Source organism: Ramlibacter tataouinensis (assembly GCF_027941915.1).
In the GTDB taxonomy this organism is placed as follows: Bacteria; Pseudomonadota; Gammaproteobacteria; order Burkholderiales; family Burkholderiaceae_C; genus Ramlibacter; species Ramlibacter tataouinensis_C.
Window position 1 is genome coordinate 2,135,991 of the sequence record NZ_CP116009.1, and the last position, 16,391, is coordinate 2,152,381.

The following is a 16,391-nucleotide window of genomic DNA, read 5'->3' on the forward strand; positions in this document are numbered from 1 at the left end:
CTTCCCTAATTAAGACCGCTCGAGTTCCATGTCGAGACCCAGCGACCTGATTTCCTTGACCAGGACGTTGAACGACTCCGGCATGCCGGCGTCGATGGCGTGCTCGCCCTTGACGATGGACTCGTACACCTTGGTGCGGCCCTGCACGTCGTCGGACTTGACGGTCAGCATCTCCTGCAGCGTGTAGGCCGCGCCGTAGGCTTCCAGCGCCCACACTTCCATCTCGCCGAAGCGCTGGCCGCCGAACTGCGCCTTGCCGCCCAGCGGCTGCTGCGTGACCAGCGAGTACGGGCCGGTGGAGCGGGCGTGCATCTTGTCGTCCACCAGGTGGTGCAGCTTGAGCACGTGCATGTAGCCGACGGTGACCGGGCGCTCGAAGGCGTCGCCGGTGCGGCCGTCGTACAGGTGCGCCTGGGTGCGCGTGGCGGTCAGGCCCTTGCGCTGGGCCGCCTCGTCCGGGAACGCCAGCTGCAGCATGCTGCGGATCTCGGTCTCGGACGCGCCGTCGAACACCGGCGTGGCGAACGGCACGCCCTTGGCCAGCTCGCCGGCCATCTCCAGTACCTGCTCGTCGGACAGGCTGGCGATGTCCTCCTTGTGGCCGGAGCGGTTGTACAGCTCGTCCAGGAACTTGCGCAGCTCGGCCATTCGGGCCTCCTGCTGCAGCAGGTCGCCGATGCGCTGGCCGATGCCCTTGGCCGCCCAGCCCAGGTGCACTTCCAGCACCTGGCCCACGTTCATGCGCGAAGGCACGCCCAGCGGGTTGAGCACGATGTCGCACGGCGTGCCGTCGGCCATGTAGGGCATGTCTTCGACCGGGACGATCTTGGACACCACGCCCTTGTTGCCGTGGCGGCCGGCCATCTTGTCGCCGGGCTGCAGGCGGCGCTTGACGGCCAGGTACACCTTGACCATCTTGAGCACACCGGCCGGCAGCTCGTCGCCCTGCGTGAGCTTCTTGCGCTTTTCCTCGAAAGCCAGGTCGAAGTTGTGGCGCTGCTGCTCGATCGAGTTCTTGATCGACTCGAGCTGGGCGGCCACGTCATCGTCGGCCGGGCGGATGTCGAACCAGTGGTACTTCTCGATCGACTGCAGGTAGGCCTTGTCGATCGTGCTGCCGCGGGCCAGCTTCTGCGGGCCGCCGTTGGCGACCTTGCCGGCCAGCAGCTTCTCGATCCGGTCGAAGGCGTCGGCCTCGACGATGCGCAGCTGGTCGTTCAGGTCCAGGCGGAAGCGCTTGAGCTCGTCGTCGATGATCTGCTGGGCGCGCTTGTCGCGCTGGATGCCCTCGCGGGTGAACACCTGCACGTCGATCACCGTGCCCTGCGAGCCCTGGTCGACGCGCAGCGACGTGTCCTTCACGTCGGAGGCCTTCTCGCCGAAGATGGCGCGCAGCAGCTTTTCTTCCGGCGTCAGCGTGGTTTCGCCCTTGGGCGTGACCTTGCCCACCAGCGTGTCACCCGGCATGACCTCGGCGCCCACGTAGATGATGCCGCTCTCGTCCAGGCGGTTCAGTTGCTGCTCCGACAGGTTCGGGATGTCGCGGGTGATTTCCTCGGCACCCAGCTTGGTGTCGCGCGCCATCACCACCAGCTCCTCGATGTGGATCGAGGTGTAGCGGTCGTCGGCGACGACCCGCTCGCTGATCAGGATCGAGTCCTCGAAGTTGTAGCCGTTCCAGGGCATGAACGCCACCAGCATGTTCTGGCCGAGCGCGAGCTCGCCCAGGTCGGTGCTGGCGCCGTCGGCGACGACGTCACCCTTGGCGATCTTGTCGCCGCGCTTGACGATCGGCCGCTGGTGGATGTTGGTGTTCTGGTTGGAACGCTGGTACTTGATCAGGTTGTAGATGTCGACGCCGACTTCCCCGGCCTGGGCTTCCGCGTCGTTGACGCGCACCACGATGCGGGTGGCATCGACGTAGTCGACCACGCCGCCCCGGCTGGCCGTGACCACGGTGCCGGAGTCGATCGCGGACACGCGCTCGATGCCGGTGCCGACAAAGGCCTTTTCCGGGCGCAGCACGGGCACCGCCTGGCGCTGCATGTTGGCGCCCATCAGGGCGCGGTTGGCGTCGTCGTGCTCCAGGAACGGCACCAGCGAAGCCGCCACCGAGACGATCTGCGCCGGCGACACGTCCATGTACTGGATGCGGTCGGCCGAAACCAGGATCGATTCGCCGCGCTCGCGGGCCGACACCAGGTCGCCGGTCAGACGGCCCTGCTCGTCCAGCACCGCGTTGGCCTGGGCGATCACGTACTTGCCTTCTTCGATCGCCGACAGGTAGTCGATCTCGTCGGTCACCTTGCCGTCGGCTACGCGGCGGTACGGCGTCTCGATGAAGCCGTACTCGTTCAGGCGGGCGTACAGGGCCAGCGAGTTGATCAGGCCGATGTTCGGGCCTTCCGGCGTCTCGATCGGGCACACCCGTCCGTAGTGCGTGACGTGCACGTCACGCACCTCGAAGCCGGCGCGCTCGCGCGTCAGGCCGCCCGGGCCCAGCGCCGAGACGCGCCGCTTGTGCGTGATCTCGGACAGCGGGTTGGTCTGGTCCATGAACTGCGACAGCTGCGAGGCCCCGAAGAACTCCTTGAGCGCCGCGGAGATCGGCTTGGAGTTGATCAGGTCGTGCGGCATCAGCGGCTCTTGTTCCGCCTGGCCGAGGCGCTCCTTGACGGCCTTCTCGATGCGGGCCAGGCCGGTGCGGTACTGGTTCTCCGCCAGCTCGCCGACGCAGCGCACGCGGCGGTTGCCCAGGTGATCGATGTCGTCGACTTCGCCGCGGCCGTTGCGCAGGTCCACCAGGATCTTGACCACCGCGAGGATGTCCTCGTTGGTCAGCACCATCGGGCCGGTGCTCTCGTCGCGGCCGACCTTGGCGTTGAACTTCATGCGGCCCACGCGCGACAGGTCGTAGGTATCCGGGTTGTAGAACAGGCGCTGGAACAGGGCCTGCACCGCGTCCTCGGTGGGCGGCTCGCCGGGGCGCATCATGCGGTAGATGGCCACGCGCGCCTGGAATTCGTCGGCGGTCTCGTCGATGCGCAGGGTCTGGCTGATGTACGGGCCCTGGTCGAGCTCGTTGGTGTAGATCACCTGCAGGTCCTGCACGTGGGCGCTGCGCAGCTTCTTGAGCAGGGCCTCGGTCAGCTCGTCGTTGGCCTTGGCGATGATCTCGCCGGTGTCGGGGTCGACGACGGCGCGGGCCACCACGCGGCCGATCAGGAAGTCCTCCGGCACGCTGATGTGAGTGGTGCCGGACTGCTCCAGCTCACGGGTGTGGCGCGCGGTGACGCGCTTGTCCTTGGCGACGACGACCTTGCCGGCCTTGTCGGTGATGTCGAAGCGGGCCACCTCGCCGCGCAGGCGCTCGGGCACGAACTCCATCTGCGCGCCGCTGTCCATCAGGCGGAAGTTGTCGTTGACGAAGAAGTTCGCCAGGATCGACTCGGGCGTCAGGCCGATCGCCTTGAGCAGGATCGTCACCGGCATCTTGCGGCGGCGGTCGACGCGGAAGTACAGGATGTCCTTGGGGTCGAACTCGAAGTCGAGCCAGGAGCCGCGGTAGGGAATGATGCGGGCCGAGAACAGCAGCTTGCCCGAGCTGTGCGTCTTGCCCTTGTCGTGCTCGAAGAACACGCCCGGCGAGCGGTGCAGCTGCGACACGATCACGCGCTCGGTGCCGTTGATGATGAAGGAGCCCTTGTCGGTCATGAGCGGCACTTCGCCCATGTAGACCTCCTGCTCCTTGACTTCCTTGACCACCTTGGACTGCGGCGTGGAGGACTCGCGGTCGTAGATGATCAACTGGACCCGAGCGCGCACGGCCGAGGCGTAGGTCAGGCCGCGGGTCTGGCACTCGCGCACGTCGAACGCGGGCTTGGCCAGGTTGTATTCGATGAACTTCATCTCGACAAAGCCGTTGTGCGAGACGATCGGGAAGGCCGCGTCGAAGGCGGCCTGCAGGCCCTCGACGGTGCGCTTCGAAGGCGCAGCGTCGGCTTGGAGGAAGGCGGTGTACGCGTCCTTCTGCATCTGCAGCAGGTACGGCACGTCCAGCACGCTGTCGCGTTTGCCGAAGCTCTTGCGGATGCGCTTGCGTTCGGTATAAGAATAGGCCATGAGATCTCCGGGCTATTGAGCTCTTGCGCAACTGACGCGCCCGGCCCTGCGAGGGGACGGGCGTTGCTTGGCCGGTTGGCCACTACCAACCATGGCGGACGGCCGTGCATTGCACACGGCCCGAACCAAGGCATCTTCTGCAGTCGGGGTCAGAAGACACTCGAAAAAACTGGCGAACCCTCAATTAGGCCAGCTCTTTCGGGTGCATTCAGGCCACGCCTCAATAAGCACCAAAGGCTGGAGGCCCTTTGGGAGCCTCCAGCCTCGGCAGGTGGACGCAATTACTTGAGTTCGACCTTGGCGCCGGCTTCTTCCAGCTTCTTCTTGGCGGCCTCGGCGTCGGCCTTGGCAATGCCTTCCTTGACAGCCTTCGGCGCGCCATCGACCAGGTCCTTGGCTTCCTTCAGGCCCAGGCCGGTCAGCTCGCGCACCGCCTTGATGACCGACACCTTGTTGGCGCCGGCTTCCAGCAGCTGCACGGTGAACTCGGTCTTCTCTTCGGCGGCCGGGGCGGCAGCGCCGCCACCGCCGGCAGCAGGCGCGGCCATGGCGGCAGCGCTCACGCCGAACTTCTCTTCGATCGCCTTGACCAGGTCGTTGAGTTCCATGACCGTCATGCTGTCCAGCGCGGTCAGGAATGCGTCTTTGTCGAATGCCATTTGATGTGTTCCTTCAGAAAATGGGGTTGGTTCGCTGGCCGATCAGGCCGCCGCCGGGGCTGCTTCGTCGCCGCCGCCCTTCTTGGCGGCCAGCGCGCCCAGCACCACGGCCGTGCGCGAGATCGGCGACATCAGCAGGCCGCACAGCTGGGCCAGCAGCACTTCCTTGCTCGGGATGCTCGCCAGTTGCTTGACGCCGTTGACGTCCAGGGCCTTGCCTCCGAAGGCGCCGCCGCGGATGACCAGCTTGTCGTTGGTCTTCGCGAAATCGGCCACCACCTTGGCGGCGGCCACGGCATCCACGGAGAAGCCATAGATCAGCGGGCCGGTCATCTGGTCGGCCACCACTTCGAAGCTGCTGCCGCTCACCGCACGGCGGGCCAGCGTGTTCTTCAGAACACTCAGGCTCACGCCCTGCTTGCGCGCGTCGCTGCGCAGCCTCGTCATGTCGGCGACCGTGATGCCGCGGTACTCCGCCAACACCAGCGTCTGGGCCTGGGCGGCGAGACCGGTCACCTCTTCGACGACCGCTTGCTTCTCACTGCGATTCAGACTCAAGGTCTACTCCTTCCAATTGCGCCGCTTCGGCGGTTTTGCCGGCGCGGCGCGCCTTTGCTGCAGCGACCAAACCCAGAGGGAACTTCTCAACTCTCTCTCGGCGGGATCGCCATCTGCGCTGGCCCGGCTGCCGGGTTGCCCCGGCGGCCGCCGATTAAGCGCATTGCTGCGCGCCAGCGGTCTTGGATGGCCTGCCGGACTTCGCTTGCGCGGGGCCGGCAGCCCACCATGCCGGCCGGTCCTTTCGGCCCGGCCGGAATCTCTTTAGCTCGCGATGGTCTGGGTGTCGACCCGGACGCCCACGCCCATGGTCGAGGACACCGCCACCTTGCGCAGGTACACGCCCTTGCTGGAGGCCGGCTTGGCCTTGTTCAGCGCGTCGATCAGCGCGGCCAGGTTGCCCTGCAGCTTGTCGGCGTCGAACGAGCGGCGGCCGATCGTGCCGTGGATGATCCCGGCCTTGTCGACGCGGAACTGCACCTGGCCGGCCTTGGCGTTCTTCACCGCCGTGGCGACGTCGGGGGTCACCGTGCCGACCTTGGGGTTGGGCATCAGGCCACGCGGACCGAGGATCTGGCCCAGCGTGCCGACCACGCGCATCGCGTCGGGGGCCGCGATCACCACGTCGAACGGCATGTCGCCGGCCTTGACGCGCGCCGCCAGGTCGTCCATGCCGACCACGTCGGCGCCGGCCGCCTTGGCTTCCTCGGCCTTGGCGCCCTGGGCGAACACGGCCACGCGCTTGGTCTTGCCGGTGCCATTGGGCATGACGACGGCGCCGCGCACCACCTGGTCGGACTTCTTGGCGTCGATGCCCAGTTGCACGGCCACGTCGATCGACTCATCGAACTTGGCGGTGGCGGCCTCCTTGACGATGGCCAGGGCCTCGCCCAGCGGATACAGCTTGGTGCTGTCCACCTTGCCCTGCAGGGCTTTTTGCTTCTTGGTCAGCTTGGCCATTTACACGCCCTCCACGGTGACGCCCATCGAGCGGGCCGAGCCCGCCAGGGTCTTGATCGCGCCTTCCAGGTCGGCCGCGTTCATGTCCTTCAGCTTGGTCTTGGCGATCTCCTCGAGCTGGGCGCGGGTGATCTTGCCGACCTTGTCGGAATGCGCCTTGGCCGAGCCCTTGTCCAGCTTGATCGCCTTCTTGATCAGCACAGTCGCCGGCGGCGTCTTGATGACAAAGGTGAAGCTCTTGTCCGCGTAGGCGGTGATCACCACCGGCAGCGGCAGGCCCGGCTCGACACCCTGGGTCTGGGCGTTGAACGCCTTGCAGAACTCCATGATGTTCAGGCCGCGCTGGCCCAGCGCGGGGCCGATCGGGGGCGACGGGTTGGCCTTGCCAGCCGGCACTTGCAGCTTGACAAAACCGACGATCTTCTTCGCCATGGTTCAGGTACTCCTTGCGGGTGCAAACGCCTGGACGCGAACGCCTCGGCTCCCCGGGGTTGACGGCTCGGTACTGCTTGACCGTGGCGGCGAGCCGGAGGGCCGCCACGCGAAGGCGCCGGGGCAGCCCCGGCCTGCCTCAGGTTTTTTCGACTTGCGAGAACTCGAGCTCGACCGGCGTGGCACGGCCGAAGATGGTGACGGACACCCGCACCTTGCTCTTCTCGTAGTTGACTTCCTCGACGGTCCCGTTGAAGTCGGTGAACGGGCCGTCCTTGACGCGCACGTACTCGCCGACCACGAACTCGACCTTGTGGCGCGGCTTTTCCACGCCCTCTTCCATCTGGCCGAGGATCTTGGCGACCTCGTCCTCGGAGATCGGGGCCGGGCGGTTCTTGGCACCGCCGACGAAGCCGGTCACCTTGTTGGTGTGCTTGACCAGGTGCCAGGTGTCGTCGTTCATCACCATCTGCACCAGCACGTAGCCGGGGTAGAAGCGGCGCTCGGACGTGCGCTTCTGGCCGTTCTTGATCTCGACCACTTCCTCGGTGGGCACCAGGATCTCGCCGAACATGTCCTGCATGCCGGCGCGGTTGATGCGCTCGCGGATGTTGCGCTCGACGGATTTCTCCATGCCCGAGTAGGCATGGACGACGTACCAGCGCAAGTCGGGGTTGACCGGCTTGGCGGGCGGCGCGGCCGGCTCGGCGGCGTCGTTGCGGGGCATTTCGGTTTCGCTCATCTCTTACCTCCAGCCCAGGACCAGGTCGAAAATCGCCCACTCGAGGGACTTGTCGGTCAGCCACAGGAAGGCCGCCATGAGCACGACGAAGCCGAACACGTAGGCGGTCATCTGGATGGATTCCTTGCGGGTGGGCCAGACGACCTTCTTGACTTCCTTCCACGAATCGCGGCCGAACGCGGCGAAAGCCTTGCCCGATTCGGAGGTCATGAAGATCACGAACGCCGCAGCCAGGCCCAGCACCAGCGCGCCCCATTGGGCGACGGCGCCCTGGCGGCCCAGCAGGTAGTAGCCGGCCAGCCCGGCAATCACCAGGGCGACGGCCGCACCGAGCCGGGCCTTGTCGGCGCCAGTGGTGACGGTTTCAACTTGCGAAGAAGCCATGAAGGCGTGTTCCTGCTTGTGATTTCCACCGCTCTACGAACGGTGAAGCCCGTCACTTCGGACGGGCTTGGTTCGGGTCAGACCCGGAGGGCTTTGGCCGCCACCCTCAGGTGGCAGGGGCAGAGGGAATCGAACCCCCAACCTTCGGTTTTGGAGACCGACGCTCTGCCAATTGAGCTATACCCCTTCCGCGTCTTCCAGTCGGTCGAGGACCGGGCACTCGCTGCGCTTCGTGACCAGCCCCAACACACATTTACTCCATGATCTTGGCGACGACGCCGGCGCCGACGGTCTTGCCGCCCTCGCGGATGGCAAAGCGCAGGCCTTCTTCCATGGCAATCGGGGCGATCAGCTTGACGGTGATCGTCACGTTGTCGCCGGGCATCACCATTTCCTTGTCCTTGGGCAGCTCGATCGAGCCGGTCACGTCCGTCGTGCGGAAGTAGAACTGCGGGCGGTAGTTGTTGAAGAACGGCGTGTGGCGGCCGCCCTCGTCCTTGCTCAGCACGTACACCTCGGCCGAGAAGTGCGTGTGCGGCTTGATCGAGCCGGGCTTGCACAGCACCTGGCCGCGCTCGACGTCCTCGCGCTTGGTGCCGCGCAGCAGGATGCCGACGTTGTCGCCGGCCTGGCCCTGGTCGAGCAGCTTGCGGAACATCTCCACGCCCGTGCAGGTGGTCTTTTGCGTGGCCTTGATGCCCACGATCTCGATTTCCTCGCCGACCTTGACGATGCCGCGCTCCACGCGGCCGGTCACCACCGTGCCGCGCCCGGAGATGGAGAACACGTCCTCCACCGGCATCAGGAAGGCGCCGTCGACGGCCCGCTCGGGCGTCGGGATGTAGGTGTCCAGCGCCTCGGCCAGCTTCAGCACGGCCTGCTCGCCCAGCTCGCCCTTGTCGCCTTCCAGCGCCAGCTTGGCCGAGCCCTTGATGATCGGGGTGTCGTCGCCAGGGAAGTCGTACTTGCTCAGCAGCTCGCGCACTTCCATCTCCACCAGCTCCAGCAGCTCGGCGTCATCGACCATGTCGCACTTGTTGAGGAACACGATGATGTAGGGCACGCCCACCTGGCGCGCCAGCAGGATGTGCTCGCGCGTCTGGGGCATCGGGCCGTCGGCGGCCGAGCACACCAGAATGGCGCCGTCCATCTGGGCAGCGCCGGTGATCATGTTCTTGACGTAGTCGGCGTGGCCCGGGCAGTCCACGTGCGCATAGTGGCGCGCCGCCGTCTCGTACTCGACGTGCGAGGTGTTGATCGTGATGCCGCGCGCCTTTTCTTCCGGCGCCGCGTCGATCTGGTCGTAGGCCTTGGCTTCGCCGCCGAACTTGGCCGACAGCACCGTCGCGATCGCCGCCGTCAGCGTCGTCTTGCCGTGGTCCACGTGGCCGATCGTGCCCACGTTGACGTGCGGCTTGGTGCGCTCGAATTTACCTTTTGCCATTTTTTCGCCTTCCGAAAAAAGAACTGACGATCACTTCAACTGGTGCCCTTGGCGGGAATCGGACCCGCGACCTCTCCCTTACCAAGGGAGTGCTCTACCACTGAGCCACAAGGGCGAAATCTTTTCGCCGGCACAAGCCGATCGGTGGAGCGGGAGACGGGAATCGAACCCGCGTCATTAGCTTGGAAGGCTAAGGTTCTACCATTGAACTACTCCCGCAACGGGCGTGGTCCCTAGGCCCTGGCGGTGCCACCGGCCGAGCCGGTGGACGCTCCTTCTTCGCTGCCACTTCGATCACTTGCACTATCGCCGGGCTTCTCATCGAAGCCTGGTGGAGGAGGTTGGATTCGAACCAACGTAGGCGTAAGCCAACAGATTTACAGTCTGCCCCCTTTAGCCACTCGGGCACCCCTCCGGCGAACCGTCGAATATACCATGTTTCGGTTGCGCCAGCGCCTTCGACGCCTCGGCGATGGCGCAGATTGTCGCGTATCAGCCGAAGAAGCCGGGCTGGCCGCGCCGGGCCAGCCATTCGCGCGCCTGCGCGAAGTGGCCGCAGCCGAGGAACGGCACCGGCGGCCGGGCGGCCGACAGCGGCGATGGATGGTTGGCCTGCAGCAGCAGGGCCTCCCGGCCGTGGGCCCGTGCCGTGCGCTCGATCAGCCCGGCCTTGGCCTGGGCGTGAGCGCCCCAGAGCAGGTAGGCGCAGGGGCTGGCGGTGGCCGCCACCAGCGCCAGCAGCTCATCCGTCAGGAGTTCCCAGCCCTGGCGGGCATGGCTGCCCGGCTGGCCGTCCTCGACGGTCAGCGCCGCGTTGAGTAGCAGGACGCCGTGTTCGGCCCAGTGCACGAGCGAGCCGCTGACCGGCTGCGGCCGCTCGCTGCCGCAGCCCAGTTCCTTGAAGATGTTGCGCAGCGAAGGCGGGATGCGCACCCCCGCCGGCACCGAAAAAGCCAGCCCCTCGGCCTGTCCCACGCCGTGATAAGGGTCCTGGCCCAGGATCACGGCGTGCACCCGGTCGAGCGGGGTGGTCTCGAGCGCCCGCAGGGGCCGGGGCGGATAGATGGCCGCGCCCGCCGCCAGCCGCTGGCGGAGGAAAGCCGAAAGCTTGCGCCCGCTGTCGCCGGCAAAGAAGCGATCGACCACCGGCCGCCAGCCCGGCGCCAGCGCGAGGGTCGAGGGGTCCCAGTCGAGCAGCCGGGACGCCGGCTGGGGGGTCAGCGGCAGGGCCGCCTGGCGGCCCGCGCTCACGAGCCGAACAGCGCCGCCAGCGCCTCGCCCGGCTCCGGCGCGCGCATGAAGGCCTCGCCGACCAGGAAGGCATGGACGCCGGCGGCGCGCATGCGTTGCACGTCGGCCGGCGCCAGGATGCCGGACTCGGTGACCAGCAGCCGCTCCGGCGGCACCTGCGGCAACAGCGCCAGCGTGGTGTCGAGCGACACCTCGAAGCTGCGCAGGTTGCGGTTGTTGATGCCCACCAGCGGCGTCTTCAGCTTCAGGGCGCGCTCCAGCTCGGCGCCATCGTGCACCTCGACCAGCACCGCCATGTCCAGGCCGCGGGCGATCTGCTCCAGCTCGGCCATCGTGCCGTCGTCGAGGCAGGCCGCGATCAGCAGGATGCAGTCGGCCCCCATGGCGCGCGATTCATACACCTGGTACGGATCGACCATGAAGTCCTTGCGCAACACCGGCAGGTCGCACGAGGCCCGGGCCTGCTTGAGGTAGTCGGGGTGGCCCTGGAAGAACTGGCGGTCGGTCAGCACCGACAGGCAGGCCGCGCCATGCCCGGCATAGCTCTGTGCGATGTCGGCCGGCACGAAGTCGGGCCGCAGCACGCCCTTGCTGGGGCTGGCCTTCTTGACCTCGGCGATCACGGCGCTGGCGCCGGCGGCGATCTTGCGGCGCAGCGCGTCTTCGAAGTTGCGCGTGAGCACGCGGCTTTCCGCATCCGCGCGCATGGCCTCGAATGGCAGCTTCTTCTTCGCCGCCGCGACCTCTTCGCGCTTGACGGCAACGATCTTCTCGAGGATGTCCATGCGTCAGCCGCCCAGTTGGTGCGACAGCGCCACCAGTCGCTCGAGCTTGGCCTTGGCCGCACCCGAGGCGATCGCAGCGCGCGCGCGCCCGATGCCGTCTTGGATGCTGGCCACCACGTCGGCGGCGTACAGCGCCACCCCGGCATTGAACACCACGATGTCGCTGGCGGCGCCCGGCTGGCCGTCCAGCACGCCCAGCAGCATGGCGCGCGACTGCTCCGGCGTCTCCACCTTGAGCGCCCGGTTGCTGGCCATCGGCAGGCCGAAGTCCTCGGGATGGATCTCGTACTCCGTCACCTGCCCGTCCTTGAGTTCACCCACCAGGGTGGCGGCGCCTAGGCTGACCTCGTCCATGCCGTCGCGGCCATAGACCACCAGCGCGTGCTCGGCGCCCAGCCGCTGCAGCGCCCGCACCTGGATGCCCACCAGGTCGGGGTGGAACACCCCCATCAGGATGTTCGGCGCGCCGGCCGGGTTGGTCAGCGGCCCCAGGATGTTGAAGATGGTGCGCACGCCCAGCTCCTTGCGCACCGGCGCCACGTTCTTCATCGCCGGATGGTGGTTGGGCGCGAACATGAAGCCGATGCCAACGTCCTGCACGCAGCGTGCGATCGCCTCCGGCTTCAGGTTGATCTGCACGCCCAGGCTCTCCAGCACGTCGGCGCTGCCGGACTTGCTGCTGACGCTGCGGCCGCCATGCTTGCTGACCTTGGCGCCCGCTGCGGCGGCCACGAACATCGAGCAGGTCGAGATGTTGAAGGTGTGCGAGCCGTCGCCGCCGGTGCCCACGATGTCGACCAGGTTCATGCGGTCGGCGATGTGGACTTTGGTGGAGAACTCGCGCATCACCTCGGCGGCCGCGGTGATCTCGCCGATGGTTTCCTTCTTCACGCGCAGGCCGGTGATCAGCGCGGCGGTCATGACCGGCGACAGCTCGCCGCTCATGATCAGCCGCACGATCTTGAGCATCTCGTCGTGGAAGATCTCGCGGTGCTCGATGGTGCGCTGCAGCGCTTCCTGGGGGGTGATGGACATGGGGGCTCCTGAGAGGGGCGAAGGGCTGGGTTCAGGCGCTGCGCGGGGCGTCGGTGAGTGCCAGGCGCAGCCCGAAGGCAACGAACATGACGCCGGCGGCGCGGTCCAGCCAGTGCAGGCTGCGCTGGATCGACTGGCGGCGCGCCATCCAGGCAGCCGCCAGCGCCCAGCCGCTGTTGACCGGGATGCTGTTGAGGTTGAAGAGCACGCCCAGCAACACGAAGGCCCAGGCCTTGTGCGCGGCATCGGGCGCGATGAACTGCGGCACGAAGGCCAGGAAGAAGATCGCCACCTTGGGGTTGAGCACGTTGGTCCAGAAGCCGCCGAGGAAGACCGCGCGCAGGCTGGCCGGCTGCGACCGGGCCAGCGCCGCCAGGTCGGCCGTCGCCTGTGGCGCGCGGGCCAGCAGCAGCCGCGCGCCGATCCACAGCAGGTAGGCCGCACCCATCCATTTCAGCACGGCGAAGGCGGTGGCCGAGGCCGCCAGCAGCGCGCCCACGCCCACCGCCGCCGCGAACACGTGCACGAAGCAGCCGGCGGTGATGCCCAGGCCGGCGACGATGCCGGCGCGCGCACCGGAGCGCAGCGCGTTGCTGACGATGTAGAGCACGTCCGGCCCCGGGGTGAGGTTGAGCAGCCAGCCGGCGGCGATGAACAGCAGGAGGTGTTGCAGATCGGGCACGGAAGTCCTCAGCCGGCAAGGAAGCGGCGGACCGCGGCGGCGGCACGGTCGACGGCGGCCGCGTCCACGTCCAGGTGGGTGACGAAGCGCAGGCGGTACAGGCCCGTCGCCAGGACGCCTTCGGCTCGCAGCGCGGCCAGCAGGTCGGCCGAACGCTCGCGCGCGGCCCCCACCAGGTCGGCGAAAACCATGTTCGTTTGCGGCGGCTCCACCTGCAGGCCCTTGATGCCGGCCAGTCCCGCGGCCAGGCGCCGCGCCAGCGCGTGGTCCTGCGCCAGCCGCTCGACGTGGTGGTCCAGTGCATGGGAGGCGGCTGCGGCCAGCATCCCGGCCTGCCGCATTGCACCACCGGCCATCTTGCGGATGCGGCGGGCGCGGACAATCAGATCCTTCGAGCCGCACAGCGTCGACCCCGCGGGCGCACCCAGCCCCTTGCTGAAGCACACCGAGACCGAATCGAAGCGGCTGGCGATGCCGCGCGCCGCTGCCCGCGCATCCCCGCCTTCGCCGGCCATGGCGACCGCCGCATTGAACAGGCGCGCGCCATCCAGGTGCGTCGCCAGACCCCTGCTTCGCGCCAGCGCCGTCGCCCGCTCGATGTAATCCAGCGGTATCACCTTGCCGCCCAGCGTGTTCTCCAGCGCCAGCAGCCGGGTGCGGGCAAAGTGCGGATCGTCCGGCTTGATGGCGGCCTCGATGCCGGCCAGCGCCAGGGTGCCGTCGGCCTGATGCTCCAGCGGCTGCGGCTGCACGCTGCCGAACACGGCGGCGCCGCCGCCTTCCCAGCGGTAGCAGTGCTGCTGCTGGCCGACCAGGTACTCGTCGCCACGCTGGCAGTGGGCCAGCACGGCGCACAGGTTGGACTGGGTGCCGGTCGGCACGAACAGCGCAGCCTCGAACCCCAGCATCGACGCGATCTGTTCCTGCAGGGCATTGACGCTCGGATCGTCGCCGAACACGTCGTCGCCCAGCGGCGCGGTCGCCATCGCCTGGCGCATGGCCGCGGTCGGCCGCGTGACCGTGTCGCTGCGCAGGTCGACGACCGGGCGGTTCACGCGGCCTGCTCCAGGAAGTTCTTCAGCATCGCGTGGCCGTGCTCGGTGAGGATCGATTCGGGGTGGAACTGCACCCCCTGGATCGGCAGTTCGCGGTGCCGCACGCCCATGATCTCGCCGTCGCCGGTCCAGGCCGTGATGCGCAGCGATTCGGGACAGCCCTCCCGGGCGATCGACAGCGAGTGGTAACGGTTGACGGTGAAGCGCTCCGGCAAGCCGGCGAACACGCCTTCGCGGGTGGTCGTGATCTCGCTGGTCTTGCCGTGCATCAGCTGCGCGGCGCGCACGATGCGGCCACCGAAGGCCGCCCCGATGCTCTGGTGTCCCAGGCACACCCCCAGGATCGGCAGCTTGCCAGCGAAGTGCCGGATCGCCTCCACCGAGATCCCGGCCTCGGCCGGCGAACAGGGGCCGGGCGAGATCACCAGCCGGTCGGGCGCGCGCGCCGCCACGCCTTCGATCGTGATCTCGTCGTTGCGGAACACCTCCACCTGCGCCCCCAGCTCACCGAAGTACTGCACCAGGTTGTAGGTGAAGCTGTCGTAGTTGTCGATCATCAGCAGCTTCATTCCAGGCCCTCCTCGACCAGCTCGCTGGCGCGCAGCAGCGCGCGCGCCTTGGCTTCGGTCTCCTTCCATTCCAGCTCGGGCACCGAGTCGGCGACCACGCCGGCGGCGGCCTGCACGTACAAAGTCTGGTCCTTGACAATGCCGGTGCGGATGGCGATCGCGACGTCCATGTCGCCGGCGTAGCTGAGGTAGCCGCAGGCGCCGCCGTACAGGCCGCGCTTGCTCGGCTCGAGCTGGTCGATCAGCTCCATCGCATGCACCTTGGGCGCGCCGGTCAGGGTGCCGGCCGGGAAGGTGGCCTTGAGCACGTCGATGCTGCTCATGCCCTCCTCGAGCAGGCCTTCGACGTTGCTGACGATGTGCATCACGTGGCTGTAGCGTTCGACTGCGAAGGCCTCGGTCACCTTGACGCTGCCGACCTGGGCGATGCGGCCGATGTCGTTGCGGGCCAGGTCGATCAGCATCACGTGCTCGGCCCGCTCCTTCGGATCATTGACCAGCTCCTGCTCGATCGCCTTGTCCTGCTCCGGCGTGGCGCCGCGCGGCCGGGTGCCGGCCAGCGGCCGGATGGTGATCTTGCGGCCCTGCTCGACCTGCTCCTGCCGCACCAGGATCTCCGGCGAGGCGCCCACCACCTGGAACTCGCCAAAGTCGTAGTAGTACATGTAGGGGCTGGGATTGAGCGAGCGCAGCGCCCGGTACAGCGATAGCGGCGACTCCGTGTAGCGCTTCTTGATGCGCTGGCCGACCTGCACCTGCATGAAGTCGCCGGCGGCGATCAGCTCCTTGGCGCGCTCCACCGCCTTGAGGTAGTCGGCCTTGGCGAACTCGCGCTCGGCCGGAAAGCCCGCCGAGGGCCGCACCGGCGGCGCGCTGACCGAGTACTTGAGCTGCTCCTTGAGCTCGCGCAGCCGCTTCTTGCCATTGCTGAAGGCTTCCGGGCGGGCCGGGTCGGCATAGACGATCAGGTACAGCTTGCCCGACAGGTTGTCGATGACCGCCAGCTCCTCGCACTGCAGCAGCAGGATGTCGGGGCAGCCCAGGGTGTCGGGCGGACAGGTCTTCTCCAGCTTCTTTTCGATGTGGCGCACCACGTCGTAGCCGAAATAGCCAGCCAGCCCGCCGCAAAAGCGCGGCAACCCGGGCCGCAGCGCCACCTTGAAGCGCTGCTGGTAGGCCGCGACGAAATCGAGCGGATTGCCGCGGGCGCGCTCGACCACGTTGCCGTCGGTGACCACCTCGGTGATCGCGTCGGCGCCGAAGCCGCTGGCGCGCAGCAGCGTGCGCGCGGGCAGGCCGATGAAGCTGTAGCGGCCGAAGCGCTCGCCGCCGACAACCGACTCCAGCAGGAAGCTGTGGCGGCCGTTGCCGCGCCCGTGGGCCAGCTTCAGGTACAGCGACAGCGGGGTTTCGAGGTCGGCGAACGCTTCCGCAATGAGGGGGATGCGGTTGTAGCCCTGCAATGCAAGGCTCTTGAACTCAAGTTCGGTGATCACGGGGTGAGCCTCCACAAGCTCGCGCGGCACGGGGCCGCTTTTCCATTCGGGGGTTGTCCCAGCGGGTGGGACAGCGGGGGCACGGGGAGTGCCCCGTGCAGATCAGGAACGCACGTTGACTGGCTTGCGCCAGGGCCAGGCTCCCCGGCCGGAGCTGCCTGTCAGAAGGGTGCGGTGGATGGACATTGCGGGCCAGTGTAGCAAAGCCCTTTCACCG

15 protein-coding genes and 4 tRNA genes are annotated in these 16,391 nt (G+C 67.6%); all 19 read right to left on the minus strand.

Annotated elements, in window-relative coordinates; genetic code table 11:
• Nucleotides 1-9: 9 nt before the first annotated feature.
• Complete coding sequence (rpoB, locus tag PE066_RS09975; protein WP_271236390.1) at nt 10-4,122, minus strand: DNA-directed RNA polymerase subunit beta; 4,113 nt, start codon at nt 4,120-4,122, stop codon at nt 10-12.
• 281 nt (nt 4,123-4,403) lie between these two features.
• The gene (rplL, locus tag PE066_RS09980) at nt 4,404-4,781 is read right to left on the minus strand and encodes a 50S ribosomal protein L7/L12 (protein ID WP_271236391.1); all 378 of its coding nucleotides are present in this window, start codon (nt 4,779-4,781) and stop codon (nt 4,404-4,406) included.
• Nucleotides 4,782-4,823: 42 nt separating this feature from the next.
• Nucleotides 4,824-5,339 (minus strand): 50S ribosomal protein L10, encoded by a 516-nt coding sequence (gene rplJ / locus PE066_RS09985; RefSeq protein ID WP_271236392.1) that lies wholly within the window; start codon nt 5,337-5,339, stop codon nt 4,824-4,826.
• Between the two features lie 264 nt (nt 5,340-5,603).
• A complete protein-coding gene (gene rplA, locus PE066_RS09990; protein ID WP_271236393.1) occupies nt 5,604-6,299 on the minus strand; it encodes a 50S ribosomal protein L1 in 696 nt (231 codons plus the stop codon).
• Nucleotides 6,300-6,731, minus strand: a complete 432-nt coding sequence (gene rplK, locus PE066_RS09995) for a 50S ribosomal protein L11 (RefSeq protein ID WP_271236394.1) — start codon at nt 6,729-6,731, stop codon at nt 6,300-6,302.
• Between the two features lie 139 nt (nt 6,732-6,870).
• On the minus strand, nt 6,871-7,458 hold the full coding sequence (nusG, locus tag PE066_RS10000) for a transcription termination/antitermination protein NusG (RefSeq protein ID WP_271236549.1): 588 nt from the start codon (nt 7,456-7,458) through the stop codon (nt 6,871-6,873).
• A gap of 18 nt (nt 7,459-7,476) precedes the next feature.
• Complete coding sequence (gene secE, locus PE066_RS10005; protein ID WP_271236395.1) at nt 7,477-7,857, minus strand: preprotein translocase subunit SecE; 381 nt, start codon at nt 7,855-7,857, stop codon at nt 7,477-7,479.
• 111 nt (nt 7,858-7,968) lie between these two features.
• Nucleotides 7,969-8,044 (minus strand) — tRNA-Trp (locus PE066_RS10010).
• Between the two features lie 66 nt (nt 8,045-8,110).
• Nucleotides 8,111-9,301 (minus strand): elongation factor Tu, encoded by a 1,191-nt coding sequence (gene tuf, locus PE066_RS10015; protein ID WP_271232854.1) that lies wholly within the window; start codon nt 9,299-9,301, stop codon nt 8,111-8,113.
• 40 nt (nt 9,302-9,341) lie between these two features.
• A tRNA-Thr gene (locus PE066_RS10020) sits at nt 9,342-9,416 on the minus strand.
• Between the two features lie 30 nt (nt 9,417-9,446).
• Nucleotides 9,447-9,520, minus strand: a tRNA-Gly gene (locus PE066_RS10025).
• 110 nt (nt 9,521-9,630) lie between these two features.
• Nucleotides 9,631-9,716, minus strand: a tRNA-Tyr gene (locus PE066_RS10030).
• Between the two features lie 77 nt (nt 9,717-9,793).
• The gene (locus tag PE066_RS10035; protein WP_440480593.1) at nt 9,794-10,552 is read right to left on the minus strand and encodes a uracil-DNA glycosylase; all 759 of its coding nucleotides are present in this window, start codon (nt 10,550-10,552) and stop codon (nt 9,794-9,796) included.
• Nucleotides 10,549-11,337, minus strand: a complete 789-nt coding sequence (gene trpC, locus PE066_RS10040) for an indole-3-glycerol phosphate synthase TrpC (RefSeq protein WP_271236396.1) — start codon at nt 11,335-11,337, stop codon at nt 10,549-10,551. Before trpC ends, PE066_RS10035 begins: the two co-directional genes overlap by 4 nt.
• 3 nt (nt 11,338-11,340) lie before the next feature.
• Nucleotides 11,341-12,372: an anthranilate phosphoribosyltransferase gene (gene trpD / locus PE066_RS10045; RefSeq protein ID WP_271236397.1), complete on the minus strand. Its 1,032-nt coding sequence runs from the start codon at nt 12,370-12,372 to the stop codon at nt 11,341-11,343.
• A 31-nt stretch (nt 12,373-12,403) separates the two neighbouring features.
• Nucleotides 12,404-13,054 (minus strand): LysE family translocator, encoded by a 651-nt coding sequence (locus tag PE066_RS10050; protein WP_271236398.1) that lies wholly within the window; start codon nt 13,052-13,054, stop codon nt 12,404-12,406.
• Between the two features lie 8 nt (nt 13,055-13,062).
• Nucleotides 13,063-14,052, minus strand: a complete 990-nt coding sequence (gene ltaE / locus PE066_RS10055; protein WP_271236551.1) for a low-specificity L-threonine aldolase — start codon at nt 14,050-14,052, stop codon at nt 13,063-13,065.
• Between the two features lie 53 nt (nt 14,053-14,105).
• Nucleotides 14,106-14,678, minus strand: coding sequence for an anthranilate synthase component II (locus PE066_RS10060; protein ID WP_271236399.1), 573 nt, complete (start codon nt 14,676-14,678; stop codon nt 14,106-14,108).
• Entirely contained in the window at nt 14,675-16,174 is a 1,500-nt protein-coding gene (trpE, locus tag PE066_RS10065; protein WP_271236400.1) for an anthranilate synthase component I, read from the minus strand. The genes PE066_RS10060 and trpE overlap by 4 nt, the downstream gene beginning before the upstream one ends.
• Nucleotides 16,175-16,391: the final 217 nt, after the last annotated feature.